We start from the raw sequence: 21,667 nt of genomic DNA on the forward strand, positions 1-21,667 counted from the left end.
TCAGTTGGCGCTCTGGGTCGGGTTCTGCGTCGGGGCCGCCGCCGGCGTCCGCGCGCCGCTCAGGGCGGGCAGCGCGGCGATCCGGTCGACGGCCGCGGCCACCGCCTGGGGCGGCAGCAGCCCCGGCGCCTGGGCGAGCACGAAGTCCGCGAAGGTCTCCGCCGTCGTGTACTTCGGCCGGAACCCCAGCGTCTCGCGCATCTGGACGGTGTCCACCACCCGGCCGTGCGTCAGCAGCCGGATCTGCTCGGGCGAGAAGTCGCTCATGCCGAGCGTCCGCACCAGGGACCCGGCCCAGGTGACCGCCGGCAGCAGCAGCGGCACGGTGGGCCGCCCCAGCCGCCGCGAGCACTGCGAGAGCAGCAGCACCCCGTCACCCGCGATGTTGAACGTGCCGCTGTTCAGCGTCCCGCGCTCCGGCTCGTGCGAGGCGATCCGCAGCACCTCGATCACGTCGTCCTCGTGCACGAACTGAAGCCGCGGGTCGTACCCGAGGACGGTGGGCAGGACGGGCAGCGCGAAATAGGACGCGAGCGGGGTGTCCGCGGTCGGCCCGAGGATGTTGGCGAACCGCAGCACGCACACCGCCACGTCGGGCCGCCGCCTGGCGAACCCGCGCACATACCCCTCCACCTCCACCGTGTCCTTCGCGAACCCCCCGCTGGGCAGGGACTTCGGCGGGGTGGTCTCGGTGAAGACGGCCGGGTCCTTCGGCGCGGAGCCGTACACGTTCGTACTGGACTTGATCACCAGCCGCCGGACGTTCGGCGACTTCTGGCAGGCGCCGAGCAGCTGCATGGTCCCGATGACGTTGGTCTCTTTGACGGTGGTCCGGCTCCCGCTGCCGAGCGGTGTCCCGGTCACGTCCATGTGGACGACGGTGTCGGCGCCGCTCTCGGCCAGTACCCGGGCGATGGTCGGCTGCCGGATGTCGGTCTGGACGAAGTCCGCCCCGCCCAGATGATGCTCCGGCGGCACCGCGTCCACGGCGACCACCCGGTCCACCTCGGGGTCACGCTGAATACGCCGTACGAACCGGCCCCCGAGTTGACGGGCCACTCCGGTCACGAGCACGACCTTCCCCAAGATCAGCGCCTTTCTTCCGTGTTCCCGTATGCGGGCCAACTTAGCGGGTCGACGTTGCGCTGGCATGACCCCCAGCAGGCCACGACAAGCGCAACGGCCGGAAAATGCAGTGGCCCCCCACCGTACTGGTGGGGGGCCACACACAAGCTCTCGCGGCTCGGCGCCGTAATTACTTCTTGTTACGGCGCTGAACACGCGTGCGCTTGAGCAGCTTGCGGTGCTTCTTCTTGGCCATCCGCTTGCGCCGCTTCTTGATAACAGAGCCCACGACTACCCTCGCTCACTTCTCATCACTCGGTGCTGGGCATCATGGGCCCATACGACCTACGAGGGGCTAGCCTACCCGCCCGAGCGCTGAGGTCGTAATCGAGGTGCCCCGGGACGAATCCCGGAACGGCCGTCAGGCGGTCTCCACCCCCACATAGCTCTCGCGAAGGTACTCGTGTACCGCTTGCTCGGGGACGCGGAAGGACCGCCCCACCCGGATCGCGGGCAGATGACCACTGTGCACCAGCCGGTACACGGTCATCTTCGACACTCGCATCACCGCGGCGACCTCCGCCACGGTCAGGAACACAACCTCGTTCAGAGGCCTCTCGCCAGCTGCCATGACACACCTGAACCTTCCGCACTCGACGGGACACCGGCTTCCCCTTCCGGTGACTCTTCGTCGTTGCGTGCTCACTCCCCAATGTAGGGGCGGGTGATGCGAGTGGGGAAGAGGTGCACCCATCGGCGGCCTACTGTGACAGACACGCTCGATTGAGTACGTAGCGGGTAAGCGGCGTGTAGCAATCAGACCGCACGCCGTCATCAACCGGAACGGCCACGGACACCACCCCCTCGGCCTCCCCCACGAAGAGCGCAGGGTCATCCGTATCCGCGAGCCCAATGGCCTCAAACCCCAGCTGACCTGCACCGCAGACCCACCCATGGTCCCCGACCACGAGTTCCGGCAACGGTCCGCCGCTCCTCGCCACCACATCCAGCGCCACCCGAACCGGCAGCGGCGAATGCGTGTGCGCACCCGGCGCACAACCGGGGCGTTCACGGCCCACTTCTCTCATGAACCCGACACCTCGTACGTAATCGAGGTTGCACGTGCGTAGACCGAACCGGGTCGTTATGTCGACACAGTGGCCCTGCGCCGGGGTGAGGACCTCACACCCCGCCGCCGACAGCGCGTCCGCGAGACCGGCGTAGAACCCGATCAGCCGGTGCGGATGCCCGGTCCCGAACAACACGGGGGCCCGCCGCCGGGCCACCTCCCCCACCCGCGCGGCGAAGGCATCGAGCCCCGCGACCGTCAGGTCAGGATCGATCACATCATGCCCTGAAACACACCGCGGATCGTCCGAAACCCCACACTTGGCAGCCATCAACCGAATCAACTCCGCCTCTCCCCACCCCCCTTGCGGATCAATCCCGATCAACGCCCGAGGATCCCGAGCCGCGAACAGCCGATAACTCCGCAGACTCCGCTCCCGCGAGGTCCCCACCACCCCCGCCAGCCCGGCAGCCACCAAGTAACCCTGAAGCCCACCACAACTCACCACACAGAGATGCTGACGCCCCCCGCCCACCCAGACCCCCAGAACAGACGAACACCGCACAGTCGGCGTAACGCCCCCCTCCACCCCGCCCCACGCTCAAGGACGACAACCGCCCCACACCCCCACCCTCCAGCCCCCCCCCCGACGACCGAGAACGAGACCGACCCCCACCACATCTCAGCTCCCCCGACGACCGAGAACGAGACCGACCCCCACCACATCTCAGCCCGTCCGCCGCCCGACGACGACCGGCCCCCCACCCTCCAGCCCATCCGCCGTCCGACGACAACCGGCCGCCCCTCCACTCAGCCCGTCCGCCGTCCGAGGACGACAACCGGCCCGCCCCCACCCTCCAGCCCGTCCGGCGTCCGACGACGACCGGCCGCCCCACATCTCAGCCCGTTCGGCGTTCGAGTACATCGACCGGCCCGCCCCCACCCTCCAGCCCGTCCGGCGTTCGACGACGACCGGCCCGCACCCACATCTCAGCCCGTCCGGCGTTTGAGGACGAGGCCGGAGGCCGATGCGGGGGTCCGGGGGCGGCAGCCCCCGAAACGGGCGGTCGCAGGGGGCCCACCCCCTGGAAGGACGGGACGGGTAGGGGCGGCGGGGGCGAGGAAACCCCTACGCCAGCAACCCCCGCAGCGGAAACACGGCCCGCCGAGTCGCCAGCACGGCCTGATCCAAGCGATCAGCGGGGTCGTACCCGGCCTCCCACCCGGCCCACCCCACCGGCCACCGCCCGTCCGTCATCCGCCCAGGCCCCAACTGCCGAGTCCGGGCGTACACTTCCTGCCGCCATCCCTCCGGCACCAGCGTCTCGGGCGCAACCTCCCGCCCCGCCGCAATGCCCACCAGATGCGTCCACGACCGAGGCACGACGTCCACCACCTCGTACCCGCCCCCACCCAATGCGACCCACTTCCCCCCGGCGTACTCGTGCGCCAGCTCATGACACGCCACCTGCACCGCCCGCTGCGCGTCCAGCGAAACGGCCAGGTGAGCCAGCGGATCCTCGAAGTGCGTGTCGGCCCCGTGCTGCGTCACCAGCACCTGCGGCCGGAAGTCGGCCACCAGCTCCGGCACGACGGCGTGAAACGCCCGTACCCACCCCGCGTCCCCGGTCCCCGCCGGCAGCGCCACGTTCACCGCGGAGCCCTCCCCCGCCCCGGCCCCGACCTCCTGCGGCCACCCGGTCTGCGGGAACAACGTACGGGGATGTTCGTGCAGCGAGATCGTCAGCACCCGCGGATCCTCCCAGAACGCGGCCTGTACCCCGTCCCCGTGATGCACGTCCACATCCACGTAGGTGACCCGCTCCGCCCCCAGCTCCAGCAACCGCGCGATCGCCAGCGAAGCGTCGTTGTAGATGCAGAACCCGGACGCCGCCCCCGGCATCGCATGGTGCAACCCGCCCGAGAAGTTCACGGCGTGGTCGGCATCCCCCCGCCACACCGCCTCCGCCGCCCCCACCGACTGCCCGGCGATCAGCGCGGACACCTCGTGCATCCCGGCGAAGGCGGGGTCGTCCTCCGTGCCGAGACCGTACGACTGGTCGGCGGACCCAGGATCCGCCGAGGCCGCCTTCACGGCCTCGATGTAGTCCTCCCGGTGCACCAGCCGCAGCGTCGACTCCCCGGCCGGCTTGGCCGCGACCACATCCACCGCCCGGTCGAGCCCGAAGGCACCGACCAGACTCCGGGTCAGCGCCAGCCGGACCGGATCCATCGGATGACCCGGACCGAAGTCATAGCCCGTTACTGCCTCGTCCCACATCAGCTGTGCGCGGCCGCTCATGCCCGCCACCGTATCGGTCCGACCTGGTCGCGAACGAACGGGCGTACACCAACGTCACCAGCACCAACACCATCGGCACCAACATCGCCCCGCGATAGCTCCACGCATCGCCGAGCGCCCCCACCAACGGCGAACCGATCAGAAACCCGACGTAGTTGAAGACATTCAGCCGCGCGATGGCCGCATCCGAAGCCCCCGGAAACAGCCGGCCCGCCGCCGCGAAAGTCTGCGGAACCAGCACGCACAACCCCAGCCCCAGCAGAGTGAACCCGACCATGCCGACCCACGCCCCCGGCGCCCCCGCCACCACCGCGAACCCGGCGGCCGCCACCACCGCCCCCAGCCGTACGACGGGTACGGCACCGAACCGCCGCACCCCGAAGTCCCCGATGCCCCGCCCGACCAGCGTGGTCACCATGTACACGTTGTACGGCACGGTCGCGAGCTGCTCACTGCTCCCCAGCACGTCCTTCAGGTACTTCGCACTCCAGTTGGAGACGGTCGAGTCCCCGATGTAGGCGAAGGTCATCACCAGACACAGCGGCAGCAGCACCTTGAAGACGACACCGCCCGCGCCCCCACCGGCCGCCTCCTCCTCCACCGGCGCGGGATCACCGTCCACGTACCACCGGCTCCCCACCAGCGCGGCCGGCAACAGCACCGCGACCACCGGCAGGTACGACACCCACAGCGCGAGATGCCAGTGCGCCCCCACCCAGGCCAGCGACGCCCCGAGGATCCCGCCCAGGCTGTACGCGGCATGGAAGCTGAGCATGATGCTGCGCCCGTACGTCCGCTGCAGACTCACCCCGAGCATGTTCATCGAGGCGTCCAGCGCGCCGACGGCCAGGCCGAACGCGGCCAGCGCCACCGCCAGCTCCGCCATCACCCCGCCGGACCCGACCCCGAGCAGCGCCAGCATCACGACGGGCTGGGACCAGCGCAGCAGCCGGCTGGGCCGTATTCGCTTCACCAACTGCTCGGTGGTGACACTGCCGACGCCGGCCAGGATCGGCACGGCAGCCAGAAAGACCGGCAGCAGCGCGTCGGAGACGCCGTACCGGTCCTGGATGGCGGGGATGCGCGTCACCAGCAGCGCGAAGGTGGCGCCCTGAGTGAAGAAGCTGAACGCCAGCGAGGCCCTGCCGCGCCGCAGCACATCTGTCATGGCGGCGAGCGTAGGGCCCCGGCGTACTCGTGGGTAGATCCAGCCAAAGATGAATTTCCTTCAGCTTTACCTTCCGGCCGCTCAGGCGGCGACCGTGAGTTCCTGCTCCTGTTCCTGCCCCTGCGCGGCTTCCTGACGCTTCACCTCGTCGGTGATCAGGCGGGCCATCGGCTCGGCGGCCGCCCCACCGCAGACCACCATGCCGAGGCCGATCGCCACGACCAGGAGGAGCGAGCTCAGCCAGACCATGGTGTCGACGGGGATCGTGTACGCGCCGACGACCCGGGCGACGCACTCGGTGAGGAGCACCAGGCCCCAGATCACGGAGAAGACCCGCTCCTTGCGCAGGAACTCCGCCGAGCGGGCCGCGGTCCCGGAGGCCAGCCGCTCCCAGGCGGCCACGCGTGCCGCGTCCCCCTTCACGAGGAAGGGCCTCAGCCCCGCCGTCATCATCGGCCGGCCCAGCGCCACCGACACCAGGATGCCGATCCCGATGGTGCTGCTGACCGCACCGTCCTTGGCGAGCATGAGCCGCGGGTCACCGGAGACGAAGCTGAGCGCGAGCCCGACCACGTTCACGACCAGGATCAGCGCCGCGAGCCCGTTGACCACGCGCTGCTTCGCCACACTCCAGACCGTCCGCACGGCCGGCACCACGCTGCTCCAGGCGAGCGCCGCGAAGGTGCTCATCCCGAAGGCCCCCTTGAAGAAGTAGTACGACCCGAGGGGCACCGCCACATCCACGAGAAGCGGCCGGAGGTTCTCCAGCACGCTGGGCTGCTGCTTGCTGTGGGACCCGGTGTTCGTCGTCTTCGTCATGCCCTCAGCTTCACGTCCGGCCGGGGTCCCCCAGTAGAAACGAACGTCCGGAGCTCGGCATGACAATTGTCAGCGCCGCCGTCGTGCCCCCGGTCATTCCAACAGGTCAGCCAACTGCCCCAGGTCGGAGAAGAGGTGCGTCGCCCCGCGCAACCGGTCGGCCGGCGTCATGGCCGTGAACCCGTACACGTCCATCCCGGCCACCACCGCCGCCTGCACCCCCAGCGGACTGTCCTCCACGACGGCACACCGCTCCGGCACGACCCCCATCCGGTCGGCCGCGTAGAGAAACAGATCCGGCGCCGGCTTCCCCCGCCCCACGTCCTGCGAACTGAAGATCCGCGACTCGTCGAACCACCGGTCCAGCCCGGTCGTCCGATGCCCCACCCGAATCCGCTCATGACTCCCCGACGACGCGACGCAGTACGGCACCCCGTCCGCCGCCAACTGCTCCAGTACACCCGCGATCCCGGCCACGGGCTTCAACTCCGCCTCGAAGGCGGCGAACACCCGCCCGTGGAAGACGTCGTCGAAGTCGTCCGGCAACCGCTCCCCGGTGCGCTCCAGCACTAGGTCGTGGACCCGGTGCATCGCGGACCCCATGTAGTCCCGTATGGAGTCCTCGTAGGAGGTCGGGTACCCCAACTCGGTGAGATAGGCGGCCAGGAGCCGGTTGGAGATGGGCTCACTGTCGACAAGGACGCCGTCGTTGTCGAAGATAACCAGGTCGTAGCGCATACCCCGAGCCTAAACGACCCCGTAAACGCAGAAAGGCCCACGCCATCCCGGCGTGGGCCTTTCCCAATATTTGTTCGGCGGTGTCCTACTCTCCCACAGGGTCCCCCCTGCAGTACCATCGGCGCTGTGAGGCTTAGCTTCCGGGTTCGGAATGTAACCGGGCGTTTCCCTCACGCTATGACCACCGAAACACTATGAAGTTAGACCGGAAAAAACACGGTCGTTGCCTCAGAACTAACACAGTGGACGCGAGCAACTGAGGACAAGCCCTCGGCCTATTAGTACCGGTCACCTCCACCAGTTACCTGGCTTCCAGATCCGGCCTATCAACCCAGTCGTCTACTGGGAGCCTTACCCCATCAAGTGGGTGGGAGTCCTCATCTCGAAGCAGGCTTCCCGCTTAGATGCTTTCAGCGGTTATCCCTCCCGAACGTAGCCAACCAGCCATGCCCTTGGCAGAACAACTGGCACACCAGAGGTTCGTCCGTCCCGGTCCTCTCGTACTAGGGACAGCCCTTCTCAAGACTCCTACGCGCACAGCGGATAGGGACCGAACTGTCTCACGACGTTCTAAACCCAGCTCGCGTACCGCTTTAATGGGCGAACAGCCCAACCCTTGGGACCGACTCCAGCCCCAGGATGCGACGAGCCGACATCGAGGTGCCAAACCATCCCGTCGATATGGACTCTTGGGGAAGATCAGCCTGTTATCCCCGGGGTACCTTTTATCCGTTGAGCGACGGCGCTTCCACAAGCCACCGCCGGATCACTAGTCCCGACTTTCGTCCCTGCTCGACCCGTCGGTCTCACAGTCAAGCTCCCTTGTGCACTTACACTCAACACCTGATTGCCAACCAGGCTGAGGGAACCTTTGGGCGCCTCCGTTACTCTTTAGGAGGCAACCGCCCCAGTTAAACTACCCATCAGACACTGTCCCTGATCCGGATCACGGACCCAGGTTAGACATCCAGCACGACCAGACTGGTATTTCAACGACGACTCCACAACCACTGGCGTGGCCGCTTCAAAGTCTCCCAGCTATCCTACACAAGCCGAACCGAACACCAATATCAAACTGTAGTAAAGGTCCCGGGGTCTTTCCGTCCTGCTGCGCGAAACGAGCATCTTTACTCGTAGTGCAATTTCACCGGGCCTATGGTTGAGACAGTCGAGAAGTCGTTACGCCATTCGTGCAGGTCGGAACTTACCCGACAAGGAATTTCGCTACCTTAGGATGGTTATAGTTACCACCGCCGTTTACTGGCGCTTAAGTTCTCAGCTTCGCCCACCCGAAAGTGAGCTAACCGGTCCCCTTAACGTTCCAGCACCGGGCAGGCGTCAGTCCGTATACATCGCCTTACGGCTTCGCACGGACCTGTGTTTTTAGTAAACAGTCGCTTCTCGCTGGTCTCTGCGGCCACCCCCAGCTCGAGGAGCAAGTCCTCTCACCAAGCGTGGCCCCCCTTCTCCCGAAGTTACGGGGGCATTTTGCCGAGTTCCTTAACCATAGTTCACCCGAACGCCTCGGTATTCTCTACCTGACCACCTGAGTCGGTTTAGGGTACGGGCCGCCATGAAACTCGCTAGAGGCTTTTCTCGACAGCATAGGATCATCCACTTCACCACAATCGGCTCGGCATCAGGTCTCAGCCTTAAAGTGCGACGGATTTACCTACCGCACGGCCTACACCCTTACCCCGGGACAACCACCGCCCGGGCTGGACTACCTTCCTGCGTCACCCCATCACTCACCTACTACCACCTTGGATCAGCGGCTCCACCACTCCCCTTTGCCCGAAGGCTCCAGGGCGGCTTCACGGCCTTAGCATTAATGGGTTCGATGTTTGACGCTTCACAGCGGGTACCGGAATATCAACCGGTTATCCATCGACTACGCCTGTCGGCCTCGCCTTAGGTCCCGACTTACCCTGGGCAGATCAGCTTGACCCAGGAACCCTTAGTCAATCGGCGCACACGTTTCCCACGTGTGAATCGCTACTCATGCCTGCATTCTCACTCGTCAACCGTCCACAACTACCTTCCGGTGCTGCTTCACCCGGCAGACGACGCTCCCCTACCCATCCCAGAAGGCGTTGGCCCTATATTCTGGAATGACACGACTTCGGCGGTACGCTTGAGCCCCGCTACATTGTCGGCGCGGAATCACTAGACCAGTGAGCTATTACGCACTCTTTCAAGGGTGGCTGCTTCTAAGCCAACCTCCTGGTTGTCTCTGCGACTCCACATCCTTTCCCACTTAGCGTACGCTTAGGGGCCTTAGTCGATGCTCTGGGCTGTTTCCCTCTCGACCATGGAGCTTATCCCCCACAGTCTCACTGCCGCGCTCTCACTTACCGGCATTCGGAGTTTGGCTAAGGTCAGTAACCCGGTAGGGCCCATCGCCTATCCAGTGCTCTACCTCCGGCAAGAAACACACGACGCTGCACCTAAATGCATTTCGGGGAGAACCAGCTATCACGGAGTTTGATTGGCCTTTCACCCCTAACCACAGGTCATCCCCCAGGTTTTCAACCCTGGTGGGTTCGGTCCTCCACGAAGTCTTACCTCCGCTTCAACCTGCCCATGGCTAGATCACTCCGCTTCGGGTCTTGAGCGTGCTACTCCAACGCCCTATTCGGACTCGCTTTCGCTACGGCTACCCCACACGGGTTAACCTCGCAACACACCGCAAACTCGCAGGCTCATTCTTCAAAAGGCACGCAGTCACACCACAAGGATGCTCCCACGGCTTGTAGGCACACGGTTTCAGGTACTATTTCACTCCCCTCCCGGGGTACTTTTCACCATTCCCTCACGGTACTATCCGCTATCGGTCACCAGGGAATATTTAGGCTTAGCGGGTGGTCCCGCCAGATTCACACGGGATTTCTCGGGCCCCGTGCTACTTGGGTGTCTCTCAAACGAGCCGTCAATGTTTCAGCTACGGGGGTCTTACCCTCTACGCCGGACCTTTCGCATGTCCTTCGCCTACATCAACGGTTTCTGACTCGTCTCACAGCCGGCAGACTGCAAAAGAGAGATCCCACAACCCCGTATACGCAACCCCTGCCGGGTCTCACACGCATACGGTTTGGCCTCATCCGGTTTCGCTCGCCACTACTCCCGGAATCACGGTTGTTTTCTCTTCCTGAGGGTACTGAGATGTTTCACTTCCCCTCGTTCCCTCCACACTGCCTATGAGTTCAGCAGCGGGTGACAGCCCATGACGACTGCCGGGTTTCCCCATTCGGAAACCCCCGGATCAAAGCCTGGTTGACGACTCCCCGGGGACTATCGCGGCCTCCCACGTCCTTCATCGGTTCCTGGTGCCAAGGCATCCACCGTGCGCCCTTAAAAACTTGGCCACAGATGCTCGCGTCCACTGTGCAGTTCTCAAACAACGACCAGCCACCCGTCACACACCGCTTACGCGATGCTTCACCGGGGCCGGCGACTGAAGGAAGATCATTCCCTCAGACACCCAACAGCGTGCCCGGCCAACTCCCGTCCGGAGATCATGCGTTCCACGCTCTGACGAGCAGTACTAGCAGCCTCCGACCCGAAAACCTGGCCGAGTAGTCAACGTTCCACCCATGAGCTGACCACCGTCGGACATCTGCCGACGTAGTGGCTCTGGCTGCCTCGCGGCAGCTAGATGCTCCTTAGAAAGGAGGTGATCCAGCCGCACCTTCCGGTACGGCTACCTTGTTACGACTTCGTCCCAATCGCCAGTCCCACCTTCGACAGCTCCCTCCCACAAGGGGTTGGGCCACCGGCTTCGGGTGTTACCGACTTTCGTGACGTGACGGGCGGTGTGTACAAGGCCCGGGAACGTATTCACCGCAGCAATGCTGATCTGCGATTACTAGCGACTCCGACTTCATGGGGTCGAGTTGCAGACCCCAATCCGAACTGAGACCGGCTTTTTGAGATTCGCTCCACCTCACGGTATCGCAGCTCATTGTACCGGCCATTGTAGCACGTGTGCAGCCCAAGACATAAGGGGCATGATGACTTGACGTCGTCCCCACCTTCCTCCGAGTTGACCCCGGCGGTCTCCCGTGAGTCCCCAGCACCACAAGGGCCTGCTGGCAACACGGGACAAGGGTTGCGCTCGTTGCGGGACTTAACCCAACATCTCACGACACGAGCTGACGACAGCCATGCACCACCTGTACACCGACCACAAGGGGGCGCCTGTCTCCAGACGTTTCCGGTGTATGTCAAGCCTTGGTAAGGTTCTTCGCGTTGCGTCGAATTAAGCCACATGCTCCGCCGCTTGTGCGGGCCCCCGTCAATTCCTTTGAGTTTTAGCCTTGCGGCCGTACTCCCCAGGCGGGGAACTTAATGCGTTAGCTGCGGCACCGACGACGTGGAATGTCGCCAACACCTAGTTCCCACCGTTTACGGCGTGGACTACCAGGGTATCTAATCCTGTTCGCTCCCCACGCTTTCGCTCCTCAGCGTCAGTAATGGCCCAGAGATCCGCCTTCGCCACCGGTGTTCCTCCTGATATCTGCGCATTTCACCGCTACACCAGGAATTCCGATCTCCCCTACCACACTCTAGCTAGCCCGTATCGACTGCAGACCCGAGGTTAAGCCTCGGGCTTTCACAATCGACGTGACAAGCCGCCTACGAGCTCTTTACGCCCAATAATTCCGGACAACGCTTGCGCCCTACGTATTACCGCGGCTGCTGGCACGTAGTTAGCCGGCGCTTCTTCTGCAGGTACCGTCACTCTCGCTTCTTCCCTGCTGAAAGAGGTTTACAACCCGAAGGCCGTCATCCCTCACGCGGCGTCGCTGCATCAGGCTTTCGCCCATTGTGCAATATTCCCCACTGCTGCCTCCCGTAGGAGTCTGGGCCGTGTCTCAGTCCCAGTGTGGCCGGTCGCCCTCTCAGGCCGGCTACCCGTCGTCGCCTTGGTGAGCCATTACCTCACCAACAAGCTGATAGGCCGCGGGCTCATCCTTCACCGCCGGAGCTTTACAACCCAGGAGATGCCTCCCAGGCTCATATCCGGTATTAGACCCCGTTTCCAGGGCTTGTCCCAGAGTGAAGGGCAGATTGCCCACGTGTTACTCACCCGTTCGCCACTAATCCCCACCGAAGTGGTTCATCGTTCGACTTGCATGTGTTAAGCACGCCGCCAGCGTTCGTCCTGAGCCAGGATCAAACTCTCCGTGAATGTTTACCCGTAATCGGGTCGACACCACGAGAGCGGAACAGTCGGAGGAATGATCCGACCGTTCACAGCGTCCTCGCTGTGTATTCTTCAAAGGAACCACGCCCCAGCCATGACGGCCGGAGACGGGGTATCAACATATCTGGCGTTGACTTTTGGCACGCTGTTGAGTTCTCAAGGAACGGTCGCTTCCTTCGTACTCACCCTCTCGGGCTTTCCTCCGGGCTTCCCTTCGGTCTTGCGTTTCCGACTCTATCAGATCTTTTCTCGACCCGATTTCCTCGGTGCTTTCCAGGTTTCCGCTCTCGCGTTTCCCTTTCCGGCGGTTCCGACTCTATCAGATCCTTTCGGCGTCTGATTCCCAGTCAGTGGGAGTTGTCTTCGCGGCCGTTGGGCCGTTCCGACGAGTGAGACTTTAGCGGATTCCCGGCCTCCGAGCTAATCGGGGGCCGCGTCCTTTCGAACGTGGATTCCTCATTCCGCAATTACGCACACAGAAGCCGTCGACGACGTATCGCCGATTGCTGGTACTTGCGGAGTGGCTGTCCGGGGACCGACCGGGGTCGGCGCTCACGTCGGACAACTCGGAGAACAGTACGTATCCGGTTGGGGCGTGTCAACTCGCGGCGGACCGGTGCCCAGGCGGCGTATGGTGGCCACCATGACTACGCGTACGTGTTCCCAGCAGTGGTGGCCCGCCTGACGGCGGCCGCGCTCACGTACGTATTCAACGGCCGCCGCCTCGGCGGCCGTTCGCGTATCTCCCTCCAGAACCCCTGAGGGTCGGCCGCCGGGGACGGCGGCCTCGACCAGGAGGTGGAGAGGGAATGACACGGGTCTTCAGCGGGATCAAGCCGACCGGGCACCTGACACTGGGGAACTACCTGGGGGCGATGCGGCAGTGGGCTGCCGTGGACCAGCACCGGTCCGACGCCCTGTTCTGCGTCGTCGATCTGCACGGCATGACCGTGGACCACGATCCGGCGCGGCTGCGCAGACTCACCCGGCAGGCGGCGACGCTGCTGCTGGCGGCTGGACTCGATCCGGAGCTGTGCACCGTGTTCGTGCAGAGCCATGTCGACGAGCACACCCGGCTGTCGTACGTCATGGAGTGCGTGGCGACCGACGGTGAGATGCGGCGGATGATCCAGTACAAGGAGAAGGTCGCGAGCGAGGGGGCGCGGGGGCGGGGCGTGCGGTTGTCCCTGCTGACGTATCCGGCGCTGATGGCGGCGGACATCCTGGCGTACGGGGCGGACGAGGTGCCGGTCGGGGACGACCAGGCGCAGCACGTGGAGCTGACGCGGGATCTGGCGGTGCGGTTCAACCGGCGGTACGGGCACACGTTCGTGGTGCCGAAGGCGACCGTGCCGACGGTGGCGGCCCGGGTGATGAACCTGCAGGATCCGACGTCGAAGATGGGCAAGAGCGACGACTCCGGGCCCGGCATCGTCTATCTGCTCGACGAGCCGGACGTGATCCGGAAGAAGGTCATGCGGGCCGTGACGGACAGCGGGCGGGAGGTCGTGTACGACAGGGAGGAGCGGCCCGGTGTCGCGAATCTGCTGGAGATTCTCGCTGCGTGCACGGGCGGGAACCCTGAGTCACTGGCAACCGTTCACGATTCGTACGGCGCTCTGAAGCAGGCCACCGCGGAGGCTGTCCTGGAGACGCTCAGGCCCGTGCAGGCAAGGCACAAGGAGTTGTGTGCCGATCCTGGATATGTGGAGGGGGTGTTGCGGCATGGGGCGGAGAAGGCCCGGGCGATCGCCCGGCCGATCGTCGATACGGCTTACCGGGCGATCGGGCTGTTGCCGCCGGGCGCCGTCCCGGAGTCGGTCGTGGGCGCGGGATCGGGTCCGGTGACGGCCGAGCCGGCGTTGAACGCGGCGCGGTAGGGCGCGCGGGCTCGACACCTGCCGAGTGCGGCCCCCCGGACGAGCGTCACGCGTGCGGGTTTCTTGTCCCTGGGGGACGCGGCTCCGCACGCGGTGCGGGAATGGATTGGTTCCGGGAGAGAAGGCCCCGGAGTCAGTCCTTCTTGCCGGAGGCGAGTTCGCGGCTGCGGTCGCGGGCGGCTTCGAGGGCGGCGATGAGGGCGGCGCGGACGCCGTGGTTCTCCAGTTCGCGGATGGCGTTGATGGTGGTGCCGGCGGGTGAGGTGACGTTCTCGCGGAGTTTGACGGGGTGTTCGCCGCTGTCGCGGAGCATCACCGCGGCGCCGATCGCGGACTGGACGATGAGGTCGTGGGCCTTGTCGCGGGGCAGGCCGAGCAGGATGCCGGCGTCGGTCATGGCCTCGACCAGGTAGAAGAAGTACGCCGGGCCCGAGCCGGAGAGGGCGGTGCAGGCGTCCTGCTGGGACTCGGGTACCCGGAGGGTCTTGCCGACGGCGCCGAAGATCCCCTCGGCATGGGCGACATGGGCTTCGGTGGCGTGGGTGCCGGCGGAGATGACGGACATCGCCTCGTCGACGAGGGCGGGGGTGTTCGTCATGACGCGGACGACCGGGGTGCCGGTGGCGAGGCGCTCCTCGAAGAAGGAGGTGGGGATGCCCGCGGCGCCGCTGATGACGAGGCGGTCGGCGGGCAGGTGCGGGGCGAGTTCGTCGAGGAGGGTGCCCATGTCCTGGGGCTTGACCGTGAGGATCAGGGTGTCGGCGGTCTTCGCGGCCTCTGCATTGCTGACCGGGGTGACTCCGTGGCGGGCGCGGAGTTCTTCGGCCCGTTCGGGGCGGCGGGCGGTGACCAGGAGGTCGGCAGGGGCCCAGCCGGCGCGGATCATTCCGCTGAGCAGGGCTTCGCCGATCTTGCCGGTGCCGAGGACTGCGACTTTCTGACTCATGCGGTTCAGTCTGGCACCGGGGGTGCGGGCGGGGGCCGGTTGTCCGCTGGACGGACGTCGGGGGCGGGGTTACGCGGTGCGTCGCCGCAGGGTGGCCGCTCCGAGGGTCAGGACCAGCAGGGCGCAGCCGGCGACGATCAGGACGTCCCTGACGAAGGTGGCGGTCATGTCGGTGTGGTGGAGGACCTCGTTCATGCCGTCGACGGCGTAGGACATGGGAAGGACGTCGGAGATGGCTTCGAGGGCGGGGTGCATCTCGGAGCGGGGGGTGAAGAGGCCGCAGAGCAGGAGCTGGGGGAAGATCACCGCGGGCATGAACTGGACCGCCTGGAATTCCGAGGCCGCGAAGGCCGAGACGAAGAGACCGAGGGCCGTTCCGAGCAGCGCGTCGAGCAGGGCGACCAGGAGCAGGAGCCAGGGGGAGCCGGTGACGTCGAGGCCCAGGAGCCAGACGGCGAGGCCGGTGGCGAGGGCCGACTGGATGATCGCGAGGATGCCGAAGGCGAGGGCGTAGCCGGCGATGAGGTCGGCTTTGCCGAGGGGCATGGCGAGGAGTCGTTCGAGGGTGCCCGAGGTGCGTTCGCGGAGGGTGGCGATGGAGGTCACCAGGAACATCGTGATGAGCGGGAAGATGCCGAGGAGTGAGGCGCCGATGTTGTCGAAGGTGTGCGGGCTGCCGTCGAAGACGTAGCGGAGCAGGACCAGCATCAGGCAGGGGATGAGGATCAGCAGCGCGATGGTGCGGGGGTCGTGGCGGAGCTGGCGCAGGACGCGGGCGGCGGTGGCGGTGGTGCGGGAGAGGTTCAGGGCGCCGACGGGGATGGTGTCGGCGGTGGTGGTCGCGGTCTGGGTGGTCATCGTGCCGTTTCCTTCGTGCGGGAGTTGGCGGCGGCTTCGTCGACGAGGTGGAGGAAGGCGGCCTCGACGGTGTCGGAGCCGGTGCGGGTGCGCAGGGCCTCGGGGGTGTCGTCGGCGAGGATCTCGCCTTCGCGCATGAGGAGGAGGCGGTGGCAGCGTTCGGCCTCGTCCATGACGTGGGAGGAGATGAGGAGGGTGGCGCCGCGGGTGGCGGCGATGGTGTGGAAGAGGTTCCAGAGGTCGCGGCGCAGGACGGGGTCGAGGCCGACGGTGGGTTCGTCGAGGACGAGGAGTTCGGGGCTGCCGAGCAGGGCGACGGCGAGGGAGACGCGGTTGCGCTGGCCGCCGGAGAGGTTGCCGGCGAGGGCGTCGGCGTGGTCGGCGAGGTCGACTTCGCCGAGGACGCGGTCGACGTCGGCACGGCGGGCGGCGGTGGGGCGGGTGGGGTCGAGGATCGCGCCGAAGTAGTCGAGGTTCTGGCGGACGGTCAGGTCGTCGTAGACGGAGGCGGCCTGGGTGACGTAGCCGATGCGGGCGCGCAGGGCGGGGTGTCCGGCGGGGCGGCCGAGGACGTTCAGGGTGCCGGTGACTTTGGCCTGGGTGCCGACGATCGACCGCATCAGGGTGGACTTGCCGCATCCGGAGGGGCCGAGGAGACCGGTGATCTGACCGCGCGGGACGGTGAAGTCGAGGCCGCGCAGGACGGTACGAGGGCCGCGGACCGCGGTGAGTCCGGCGGCCTGGACGGCGGGGGGCAGGGCTGCGTTGCCGGGGGCCTGGGGCGGCTCCGGCGAGTAATTCACCATGTGATGAATAATGCTCGGGAGGGAGTGGGCCGTCAAGGGGAGGGCGTGGCAGGGCGGGGCAAGTCGGTGGCGGGGAGGGGAAGGCACGCTTACCGGCACTGGCCGGGCGCCGCCCGCTCCCACCCGCGCCGCCCCAGCGGCACGGGTGCCGACGGCGGCTGGGACGTGCCCCGTAGGGGGTGCTGGCTTACCCCCGGCCGAAGGCCGGGGGAGGAACTGCGATCAGCCCCCACCGGCCCGCGGCCGGGTCGCTGCCTGCGGGCCGGTTGTCGGCAGCGCTCAGACGTTGAGGGCGACGAGGAGGAGGACGTCGTACGTCTCCTCGACGACGCCGTCCGGGAAGATCTTCAGGAGGTGGGCGCGTTCCGTCGCGAGGAACTCGGTGCGGCGGGTCTCGGAGGTGACGAGGAACGCCGAGTGGCTGCCGATGTTGGCGAGGTGGGTGTCGACCGGGACCCGGCGGCTCCAGCGGACCTCGCGGCGGATGAAGCGGAGCCGGCCGCTGGGATCCGCGAGGTCGGTGCGATCGGCCCCCTTGCGCTGCTCGAACGCGTTGTCGATGCCGAAGAAGCGGCTGATGCGATCGGAGGCGTCGGCGATCCAGCCGACGTCGAGTGCGCTGGTGTTCCACCACAGCGCCAGCGCCCCGCCGGGACGCAGCACCCGGAGCGCCTCCGGCACGGAGCGGGCCGGGTCGGTCCAGTGCCAGGCCTGGGCGTAGGTGAGGAAGTCGGCGGTGGCGTCGGCGAGCGGAAGGGCGTTGCCGTTGCCGCGGACGATCGGGATGCCGGGCCGGGTGGCGTGGAACTGCGCCGCCATGCCCTCCCCCGGCTCCACCGCGATCACCTCGGCGCCGCGCGCGTCCAGGAGGGCGGTCGCGATGCCGGTGCCCGCGCCGACGTCGACCACCCGGGCGCCCGTGAGGGAGCGGCCGGCCTCCTCCTCGACGGCGTCGAGGAGAGCGGGCGGGTAGGAGGGTCGGTTCGCGGCGTACTGGGCCGCGGCGGCGTCGAAGGAGCGCGCGCGTGCGGCGTGGGAGGGGGCGGGGGTCGGCGTCTGGTTCCGGGGGTGCGACTGCGACTGGCCTGTGGTCATACGGTCATGGTCCCCGTGGGAGGGGCGGGGATGACAGGGATGCCCGGGAAGTGGGCTGGATCCGGTGCCCCGGCCTCAGGACTTCCCCTTCTTCTTCGACGGGTTGCCCGAGCGGCGGGTGGTGCGGCGCTCGTGTTCCCGGACGGCGGTGTCGTACTCGGCGCGGCGCAGTCTCTCGCCGGGGGCCTCGGTGAGGGAGCGGAAGAAGTAGGCGAGGAGCGAGCCGACGAAGCCGATGGCGAGGAGGCCGCGCAGGGAGGCCTGGCGTTCGGGGTCGGGCCGCTTGCCGAAGGACTCCCACGTGTTGCGGAAGGCCAGGGCGCTGCAGATGGCGAACATCGCGACGACGAGGACGGTCACGAAGGCGCCGGTGTCGGCGAGCCGGACGCCCTCGTAGGCGAGGCGCAGGACCAGGCAGGAGCCGACGGCGGCGGCGAGCGAACCCACGGCCACGCCGATCCGGCGGGCGGTGTAGCCGTCGTCGTGGTTCACCCAGGACGTGTCGAAGAAACGGAGGGGCTCGGGGCGGGGCCCGCCGGTGGAGCCCGCGGGGGTGTCCGGGGTGCCTGGTTCGTCGCTCACGGGACGATTATGGCGCCGGGGGCCGCGGGCTCCGGGTCGGGGTTGGTGTGCGGGTCAGGCGCAGCGGTCGGCTACGTAGCCGTCACTGCCCGTGTGGACGTAGGTGTCCGAGACGAATTCGCCGTTGCTGATGTTGTCCCAGATGTTCGAGGTGCCGTAGTAGCCGGACACGGTCGAACCCGGGGTCTGGCAGTAGATCGGCACCTGGGCGCCCTCGGGCAGGACGCGGGTGATGCTGTAGCTGGTGCCCGGGCCGTCGTGGACGTTCAGGCGGACGCCCGGGGCGATGGGGTAGTAACGGACGGTCGCGGCGGCGTTCGCCGTGGCGGCTGCGCCGAGGAGCATGAGGAAGGCGCTGCCGGCGGTTGCCGCCGACAAGAGGATGGATCTGCGTCTGAGCGGTGTCATACGAGTCCTCCGGAGTCCGAAGACCGGATCGCGAAACCGGATCGCGAGACCGGATCAGGCGCAGCGATCGGCCACGTAGCCGTCGCTGCCGGTGTTGACGTAGGCGTCCGAGACGTATTCGCCGTTGTCGATGTTGTCCCAGATCTTGGACGCGCCGTAGTAGCCCGACACCGTCGTACCGGGTGTCTGGCAGAAGATCGGAACGCGGGTGCCCTCGGGGAGGGTCCGCGTGATGGCGTAGCTCGTGCCGGGGCCGCTGCGGACGTTGAGGCGGACGCCCGGGGCGACCGCGTACGTCTTGACGGATGCGGCCAGCGTCGAGACGGCCTCCCCCTCGGCGCCGCTCTCGGCTTCCTGCGTGTGATCGACAGACATGTACTGCTCCCCCCACTGGACCCATGAGTTCCATGGAGTCCCGTTGATTCCCCTCGTTCGAGCCACGAAACACATGTCCGTAACTCGCACGCGGAGGCTAGCAAGCCGCCTCTGTCTCGTACGAGTCATCGACTAGGCTCCGTGAGTCGCGCTCCGCGGAAACAGCACGGGGGTGGTCCCTTGACGCCACAGCGCAACACCGGAGCGGGCGCGGAAGCGGAACTTCCCGAGTATGCCGGGCACTATCGCCTGGAGTCGTGCCTCGGCTCCGGTGGCATGGGCGTGGTGCACCTGGCCCGCAGCACCTCGGGGCTGAAGCTCGCGGTGAAGGTCGTGCATGCCCAGTACGCCAAGGACCGTGAGTTCAGGGGCCGTTTCCGGCAGGAGGTGGCCGCCGCGCGCAAGGTCAGCGGCGCCTTCACCGCCCCCGTCGTGGACGCCGACCCCGAGGCCGAACGGCCCTGGATGGCCACCCTCTTCATTCCCGGCCCGACCCTTTCCGAGCACGTGAAGCGGAACGGGCCCATGCCTCCTGCCCAGTTGCGCCGGCTGATGGCCGGACTGGCGGAGGCATTGCGCGACATCCACCGGGTCGGCGTGGTGCACCGGGATCTCAAGCCGAGCAACGTACTGCTCGCCGAGGACGGTCCCAAGGTCATCGACTTCGGTATCTCCCGGCCGAAAGACAGCGAACTGCGGACCGAGACCGGGAAGTTGATCGGTACCCCGCCGTTCATGGCGCCGGAGCAGTTCCGGCGGCCGCGTGAGGTGGGGCCCGCCGCCGACATCTTCGCGCTCGGGTCGGTGCTGGTGCACGCGGCGACGGGACAGGGGCCGTTCGACTCCGACAGCCCGTACGTCGTCGCCTACCAGGTCGTGCACGACGAGCCCGACCTCACCGGCGTACCGGAGGAACTCGCTCCGGTGGTGCTGCGGTGCCTCGCCAAGGAGCCGGAGGACCGGCCGACGCCCGACGAACTGATGCGGGAACTGAGGTCGTTGTCCGCGTCGTACGACACGCAGGCGTTCATACCGGCACAACGGGTCGGGGTCGGCGACGGCGACTCACCGGAGGAGGAGTCGGCTGCCGCAGTAGCCGGACAGAAGGCGGGGAGGGCGCGGAGGACGACGCGGCGGCGCATGGCCGTCGCCGTCGGGACCGGTGTCCTGGCCCTGGGAGGTGTGGCCGCCTCGACGCTGTGGTTCGGGGGCGGCGATCCGACGCCGGTGGGCAGCACGGTGCACGGCTCCGCGGCGGCGTTCGAGGCGTGGCAGGCGGAGGCGGTGGCCAAGGGCGGTTCGGGGATGCCCCAGTGCGTCGCCGGTGCGGGGAAGCTGCTGTGCTTCCGGTCGGGTCTGGCCTTCGCCCTCGATCCGGCGGACGGCCGGCTGCTGTGGCGGCACAGGGTCGCGGACGAGCGTACGAGCGGCTCGCCGTACTTGTCCGGCGGCCTCCTGTTGCTGCCGACGTACGGCGGCCGGAAGGTGGAGGCGCTCGACCCCGCCTCGGGTGCGTCGCGCTGGAAGCAGGACATGCCCCCGAACCAGGTCATGGAGTTCACCAAGAGCATGCTGCTGGCCGTGGGCGCCAACGGGGTGATCACCGGCATGGACAGCAGGTCCGGCCACACCAGGTGGACCCTGCCCGTCTCGGATGGCGGCACGCCGTCCCTGAGTACGTTCGCCGGGGATCCCTTGGTGTACGCGGCCGGTACCGCCACCGACGGGACGGGCACCCAGGTCACCGCGCTGGATCCGGTCACCGGGGCCAAGCGCTGGAAGGTCAGGATGACGGGGGATCTGAGGCCGGTCGGGAGCGCGGGCGGGTCCCTCTTCCTGCTGTCCGTGGACACCACCGCAGGGGAGACGGACGCAGTGGTGCGCTACGCACCGGAGGCGCAGGCGACCCGCCGGGTGGCGCTGTCCGTTCCCCGGGTGGCTCCCGGTGCCACGGTGCGCGGCGATGTCGTCTATCTGCTGTCCGCCGGTGGCTCGCTGGAGGCCGTCGACCTGGAGAGCGGCAAACAGCTCTGGGAGCTGCAGACGTCGGTGAGCCGGGGGTCGGCGCCCGTGGCCGACGACCGGCACGTCTACTTCACCGCAGCCGACGGACGTCTGCTCGCCGTCGACAGACGCGGGGGAACCCTCGTCGGCCAGACCCCGGCGCGCCTCGGCACGAACGCCGGCCAGGTCACCGCCGCCCTGCCCGCCCCCCTGCTCCTCGACTCGCACGTCTGCGCCGCCGCCCCCGACGGCACCGTCTTCGCCGTGGACGCGGGGGATCCCGGCGGCTGGTAGCGGTGCCGGGAACAGAAGGGGCCGCCTCCCGATGGGAGGCGGCCCCTTGCCG

Annotated in this window: 17 protein-coding genes and 3 rRNA genes; 2 read left to right on the top strand and 18 right to left on the bottom strand. The window is 67.1% G+C overall.

Translation table 11 applies throughout. The annotated features are described in order from the left end of the window. The 11 genes from BLW82_RS18630 to BLW82_RS18680 all read right to left on the bottom strand — a co-directional run bounded on the left by BLW82_RS18630 (position 1) and on the right by BLW82_RS18680 (position 12,352). Positions 1-1,086, bottom strand: coding sequence for an NAD-dependent epimerase/dehydratase family protein (locus BLW82_RS18630; RefSeq protein ID WP_093499945.1), 1,086 nt, complete (start codon positions 1,084-1,086; stop codon positions 1-3). Positions 1,087-1,255: 169 nt separating this feature from the next. Further along, positions 1,256-1,354: a 30S ribosomal protein bS22 gene (locus BLW82_RS18635; protein ID WP_003948845.1), complete on the bottom strand. Its 99-nt coding sequence runs from the start codon at positions 1,352-1,354 to the stop codon at positions 1,256-1,258. 132 nt (positions 1,355-1,486) lie between these two features. Continuing rightward, a complete protein-coding gene (locus BLW82_RS18640; RefSeq protein ID WP_067299677.1) occupies positions 1,487-1,696 on the bottom strand; it encodes a helix-turn-helix domain-containing protein in 210 nt (69 codons plus the stop codon). Between the two features lie 130 nt (positions 1,697-1,826). Then, complete coding sequence (locus BLW82_RS18645) at positions 1,827-2,642, bottom strand: phosphatase (RefSeq protein WP_093508124.1); 816 nt, start codon at positions 2,640-2,642, stop codon at positions 1,827-1,829. 621 nt (positions 2,643-3,263) lie between these two features. After that, entirely contained in the window at positions 3,264-4,436 is a 1,173-nt protein-coding gene (locus BLW82_RS18650) for an acetoin utilization protein AcuC (protein ID WP_093508125.1), read from the bottom strand. Further along, the gene (locus BLW82_RS18655) at positions 4,387-5,604 is read right to left on the bottom strand and encodes an MFS transporter (protein ID WP_093499947.1); all 1,218 of its coding nucleotides are present in this window, start codon (positions 5,602-5,604) and stop codon (positions 4,387-4,389) included. Before BLW82_RS18655 ends, BLW82_RS18650 begins: the two co-directional genes overlap by 50 nt. An 81-nt stretch (positions 5,605-5,685) precedes the next feature. Further along, positions 5,686-6,423, bottom strand: a complete 738-nt coding sequence (locus tag BLW82_RS18660) for a VC0807 family protein (protein WP_093499949.1) — start codon at positions 6,421-6,423, stop codon at positions 5,686-5,688. Positions 6,424-6,516: 93 nt separating this feature from the next. Then, positions 6,517-7,161: an HAD family hydrolase gene (locus BLW82_RS18665; RefSeq protein ID WP_093499951.1), complete on the bottom strand. Its 645-nt coding sequence runs from the start codon at positions 7,159-7,161 to the stop codon at positions 6,517-6,519. A gap of 72 nt (positions 7,162-7,233) precedes the next feature. Then, a 5S ribosomal RNA gene (gene rrf / locus BLW82_RS18670) occupies positions 7,234-7,350 on the bottom strand. Between the two features lie 69 nt (positions 7,351-7,419). Continuing rightward, positions 7,420-10,526, bottom strand: a 23S ribosomal RNA gene (locus tag BLW82_RS18675). Between the two features lie 301 nt (positions 10,527-10,827). Further along, positions 10,828-12,352: ribosomal RNA gene (locus BLW82_RS18680) — 16S ribosomal RNA — on the bottom strand. Together the 16S, 23S and 5S rRNA genes form the textbook arrangement of a ribosomal RNA operon. Positions 12,353-13,176: 824 nt before the next feature. On the opposite strand from BLW82_RS18680, the gene trpS reads away from it, so the two are divergent. Then, entirely contained in the window at positions 13,177-14,247 is a 1,071-nt protein-coding gene (trpS, locus tag BLW82_RS18690) for a tryptophan--tRNA ligase (protein ID WP_093499953.1), read from the top strand. A gap of 133 nt (positions 14,248-14,380) precedes the next feature. On the opposite strand, the gene proC is transcribed toward trpS, so the two are convergent. The 7 genes from proC to BLW82_RS18725 all read right to left on the bottom strand — a co-directional run bounded on the left by proC (position 14,381) and on the right by BLW82_RS18725 (position 19,317). Beyond that, on the bottom strand, positions 14,381-15,193 hold the full coding sequence (gene proC / locus BLW82_RS18695) for a pyrroline-5-carboxylate reductase (protein ID WP_093499955.1): 813 nt from the start codon (positions 15,191-15,193) through the stop codon (positions 14,381-14,383). Positions 15,194-15,262: 69 nt separating this feature from the next. Further along, the gene (locus BLW82_RS18700) at positions 15,263-16,051 is read right to left on the bottom strand and encodes an ABC transporter permease (protein WP_093499959.1); all 789 of its coding nucleotides are present in this window, start codon (positions 16,049-16,051) and stop codon (positions 15,263-15,265) included. Then, a complete protein-coding gene (locus tag BLW82_RS18705; RefSeq protein ID WP_093499962.1) occupies positions 16,048-16,857 on the bottom strand; it encodes an ABC transporter ATP-binding protein in 810 nt (269 codons plus the stop codon). Before BLW82_RS18705 ends, BLW82_RS18700 begins: the two co-directional genes overlap by 4 nt. Before the next feature lie 279 nt (positions 16,858-17,136). After that, positions 17,137-17,952, bottom strand: coding sequence for a class I SAM-dependent methyltransferase (locus BLW82_RS18710; RefSeq protein WP_093499964.1), 816 nt, complete (start codon positions 17,950-17,952; stop codon positions 17,137-17,139). Positions 17,953-18,027: 75 nt separating this feature from the next. Continuing rightward, positions 18,028-18,534: a hypothetical protein gene (locus tag BLW82_RS18715; protein WP_093499966.1), complete on the bottom strand. Its 507-nt coding sequence runs from the start codon at positions 18,532-18,534 to the stop codon at positions 18,028-18,030. Between the two features lie 54 nt (positions 18,535-18,588). Then, positions 18,589-18,942 carry a hypothetical protein gene (locus BLW82_RS18720; protein ID WP_177232991.1) on the bottom strand — a complete coding sequence of 118 codons (354 nt, stop codon included), beginning with the start codon at positions 18,940-18,942 and terminating at the stop codon, positions 18,589-18,591. A gap of 54 nt (positions 18,943-18,996) precedes the next feature. Next, the gene (locus tag BLW82_RS18725) at positions 18,997-19,317 is read right to left on the bottom strand and encodes an SH3 domain-containing protein (protein WP_093499968.1); all 321 of its coding nucleotides are present in this window, start codon (positions 19,315-19,317) and stop codon (positions 18,997-18,999) included. A gap of 180 nt (positions 19,318-19,497) precedes the next feature. On the opposite strand from BLW82_RS18725, the gene BLW82_RS18730 reads away from it, so the two are divergent. Then, positions 19,498-21,615, top strand: coding sequence for an outer membrane protein assembly factor BamB family protein (locus BLW82_RS18730; RefSeq protein WP_093499970.1), 2,118 nt, complete (start codon positions 19,498-19,500; stop codon positions 21,613-21,615). The last annotated feature ends 52 nt before the right edge of the window (positions 21,616-21,667 follow it).

The organism is Streptomyces sp. Ag109_O5-10, from assembly GCF_900105755.1.
GTDB lineage: Bacteria > Actinomycetota > Actinomycetes > Streptomycetales > Streptomycetaceae > Streptomyces.

What these genes read in the sequence shown, in the direction of transcription:
- trpS (WP_093499953.1), top strand. Translation starts at nt 13,177, where the DNA reads ATGACACGGGTCTTCAGCGGGATCAAGCCGACCGGGCACCTGACACTG.
- proC (WP_093499955.1), bottom strand. Translation starts at nt 15,193, where the DNA reads ATGAGTCAGAAAGTCGCAGTCCTCGGCACCGGCAAGATCGGCGAAGCC.
- BLW82_RS18655 (WP_093499947.1), bottom strand. Translation starts at nt 5,604, where the DNA reads ATGACAGATGTGCTGCGGCGCGGCAGGGCCTCGCTGGCGTTCAGCTTC.
- BLW82_RS18725 (WP_093499968.1), bottom strand. Translation starts at nt 19,317, where the DNA reads ATGTCTGTCGATCACACGCAGGAAGCCGAGAGCGGCGCCGAGGGGGAG.
- BLW82_RS18710 (WP_093499964.1), bottom strand. Translation starts at nt 17,952, where the DNA reads ATGACCACAGGCCAGTCGCAGTCGCACCCCCGGAACCAGACGCCGACC.
- BLW82_RS18650 (WP_093508125.1), bottom strand. Translation starts at nt 4,436, where the DNA reads ATGAGCGGCCGCGCACAGCTGATGTGGGACGAGGCAGTAACGGGCTAT.
- BLW82_RS18665 (WP_093499951.1), bottom strand. Translation starts at nt 7,161, where the DNA reads ATGCGCTACGACCTGGTTATCTTCGACAACGACGGCGTCCTTGTCGAC.
- BLW82_RS18640 (WP_067299677.1), bottom strand. Translation starts at nt 1,696, where the DNA reads ATGGCAGCTGGCGAGAGGCCTCTGAACGAGGTTGTGTTCCTGACCGTG.
- BLW82_RS18705 (WP_093499962.1), bottom strand. Translation starts at nt 16,857, where the DNA reads ATGGTGAATTACTCGCCGGAGCCGCCCCAGGCCCCCGGCAACGCAGCC.
- BLW82_RS18720 (WP_177232991.1), bottom strand. Translation starts at nt 18,942, where the DNA reads ATGACACCGCTCAGACGCAGATCCATCCTCTTGTCGGCGGCAACCGCC.
- BLW82_RS18700 (WP_093499959.1), bottom strand. Translation starts at nt 16,051, where the DNA reads ATGACCACCCAGACCGCGACCACCACCGCCGACACCATCCCCGTCGGC.
- BLW82_RS18660 (WP_093499949.1), bottom strand. Translation starts at nt 6,423, where the DNA reads ATGACGAAGACGACGAACACCGGGTCCCACAGCAAGCAGCAGCCCAGC.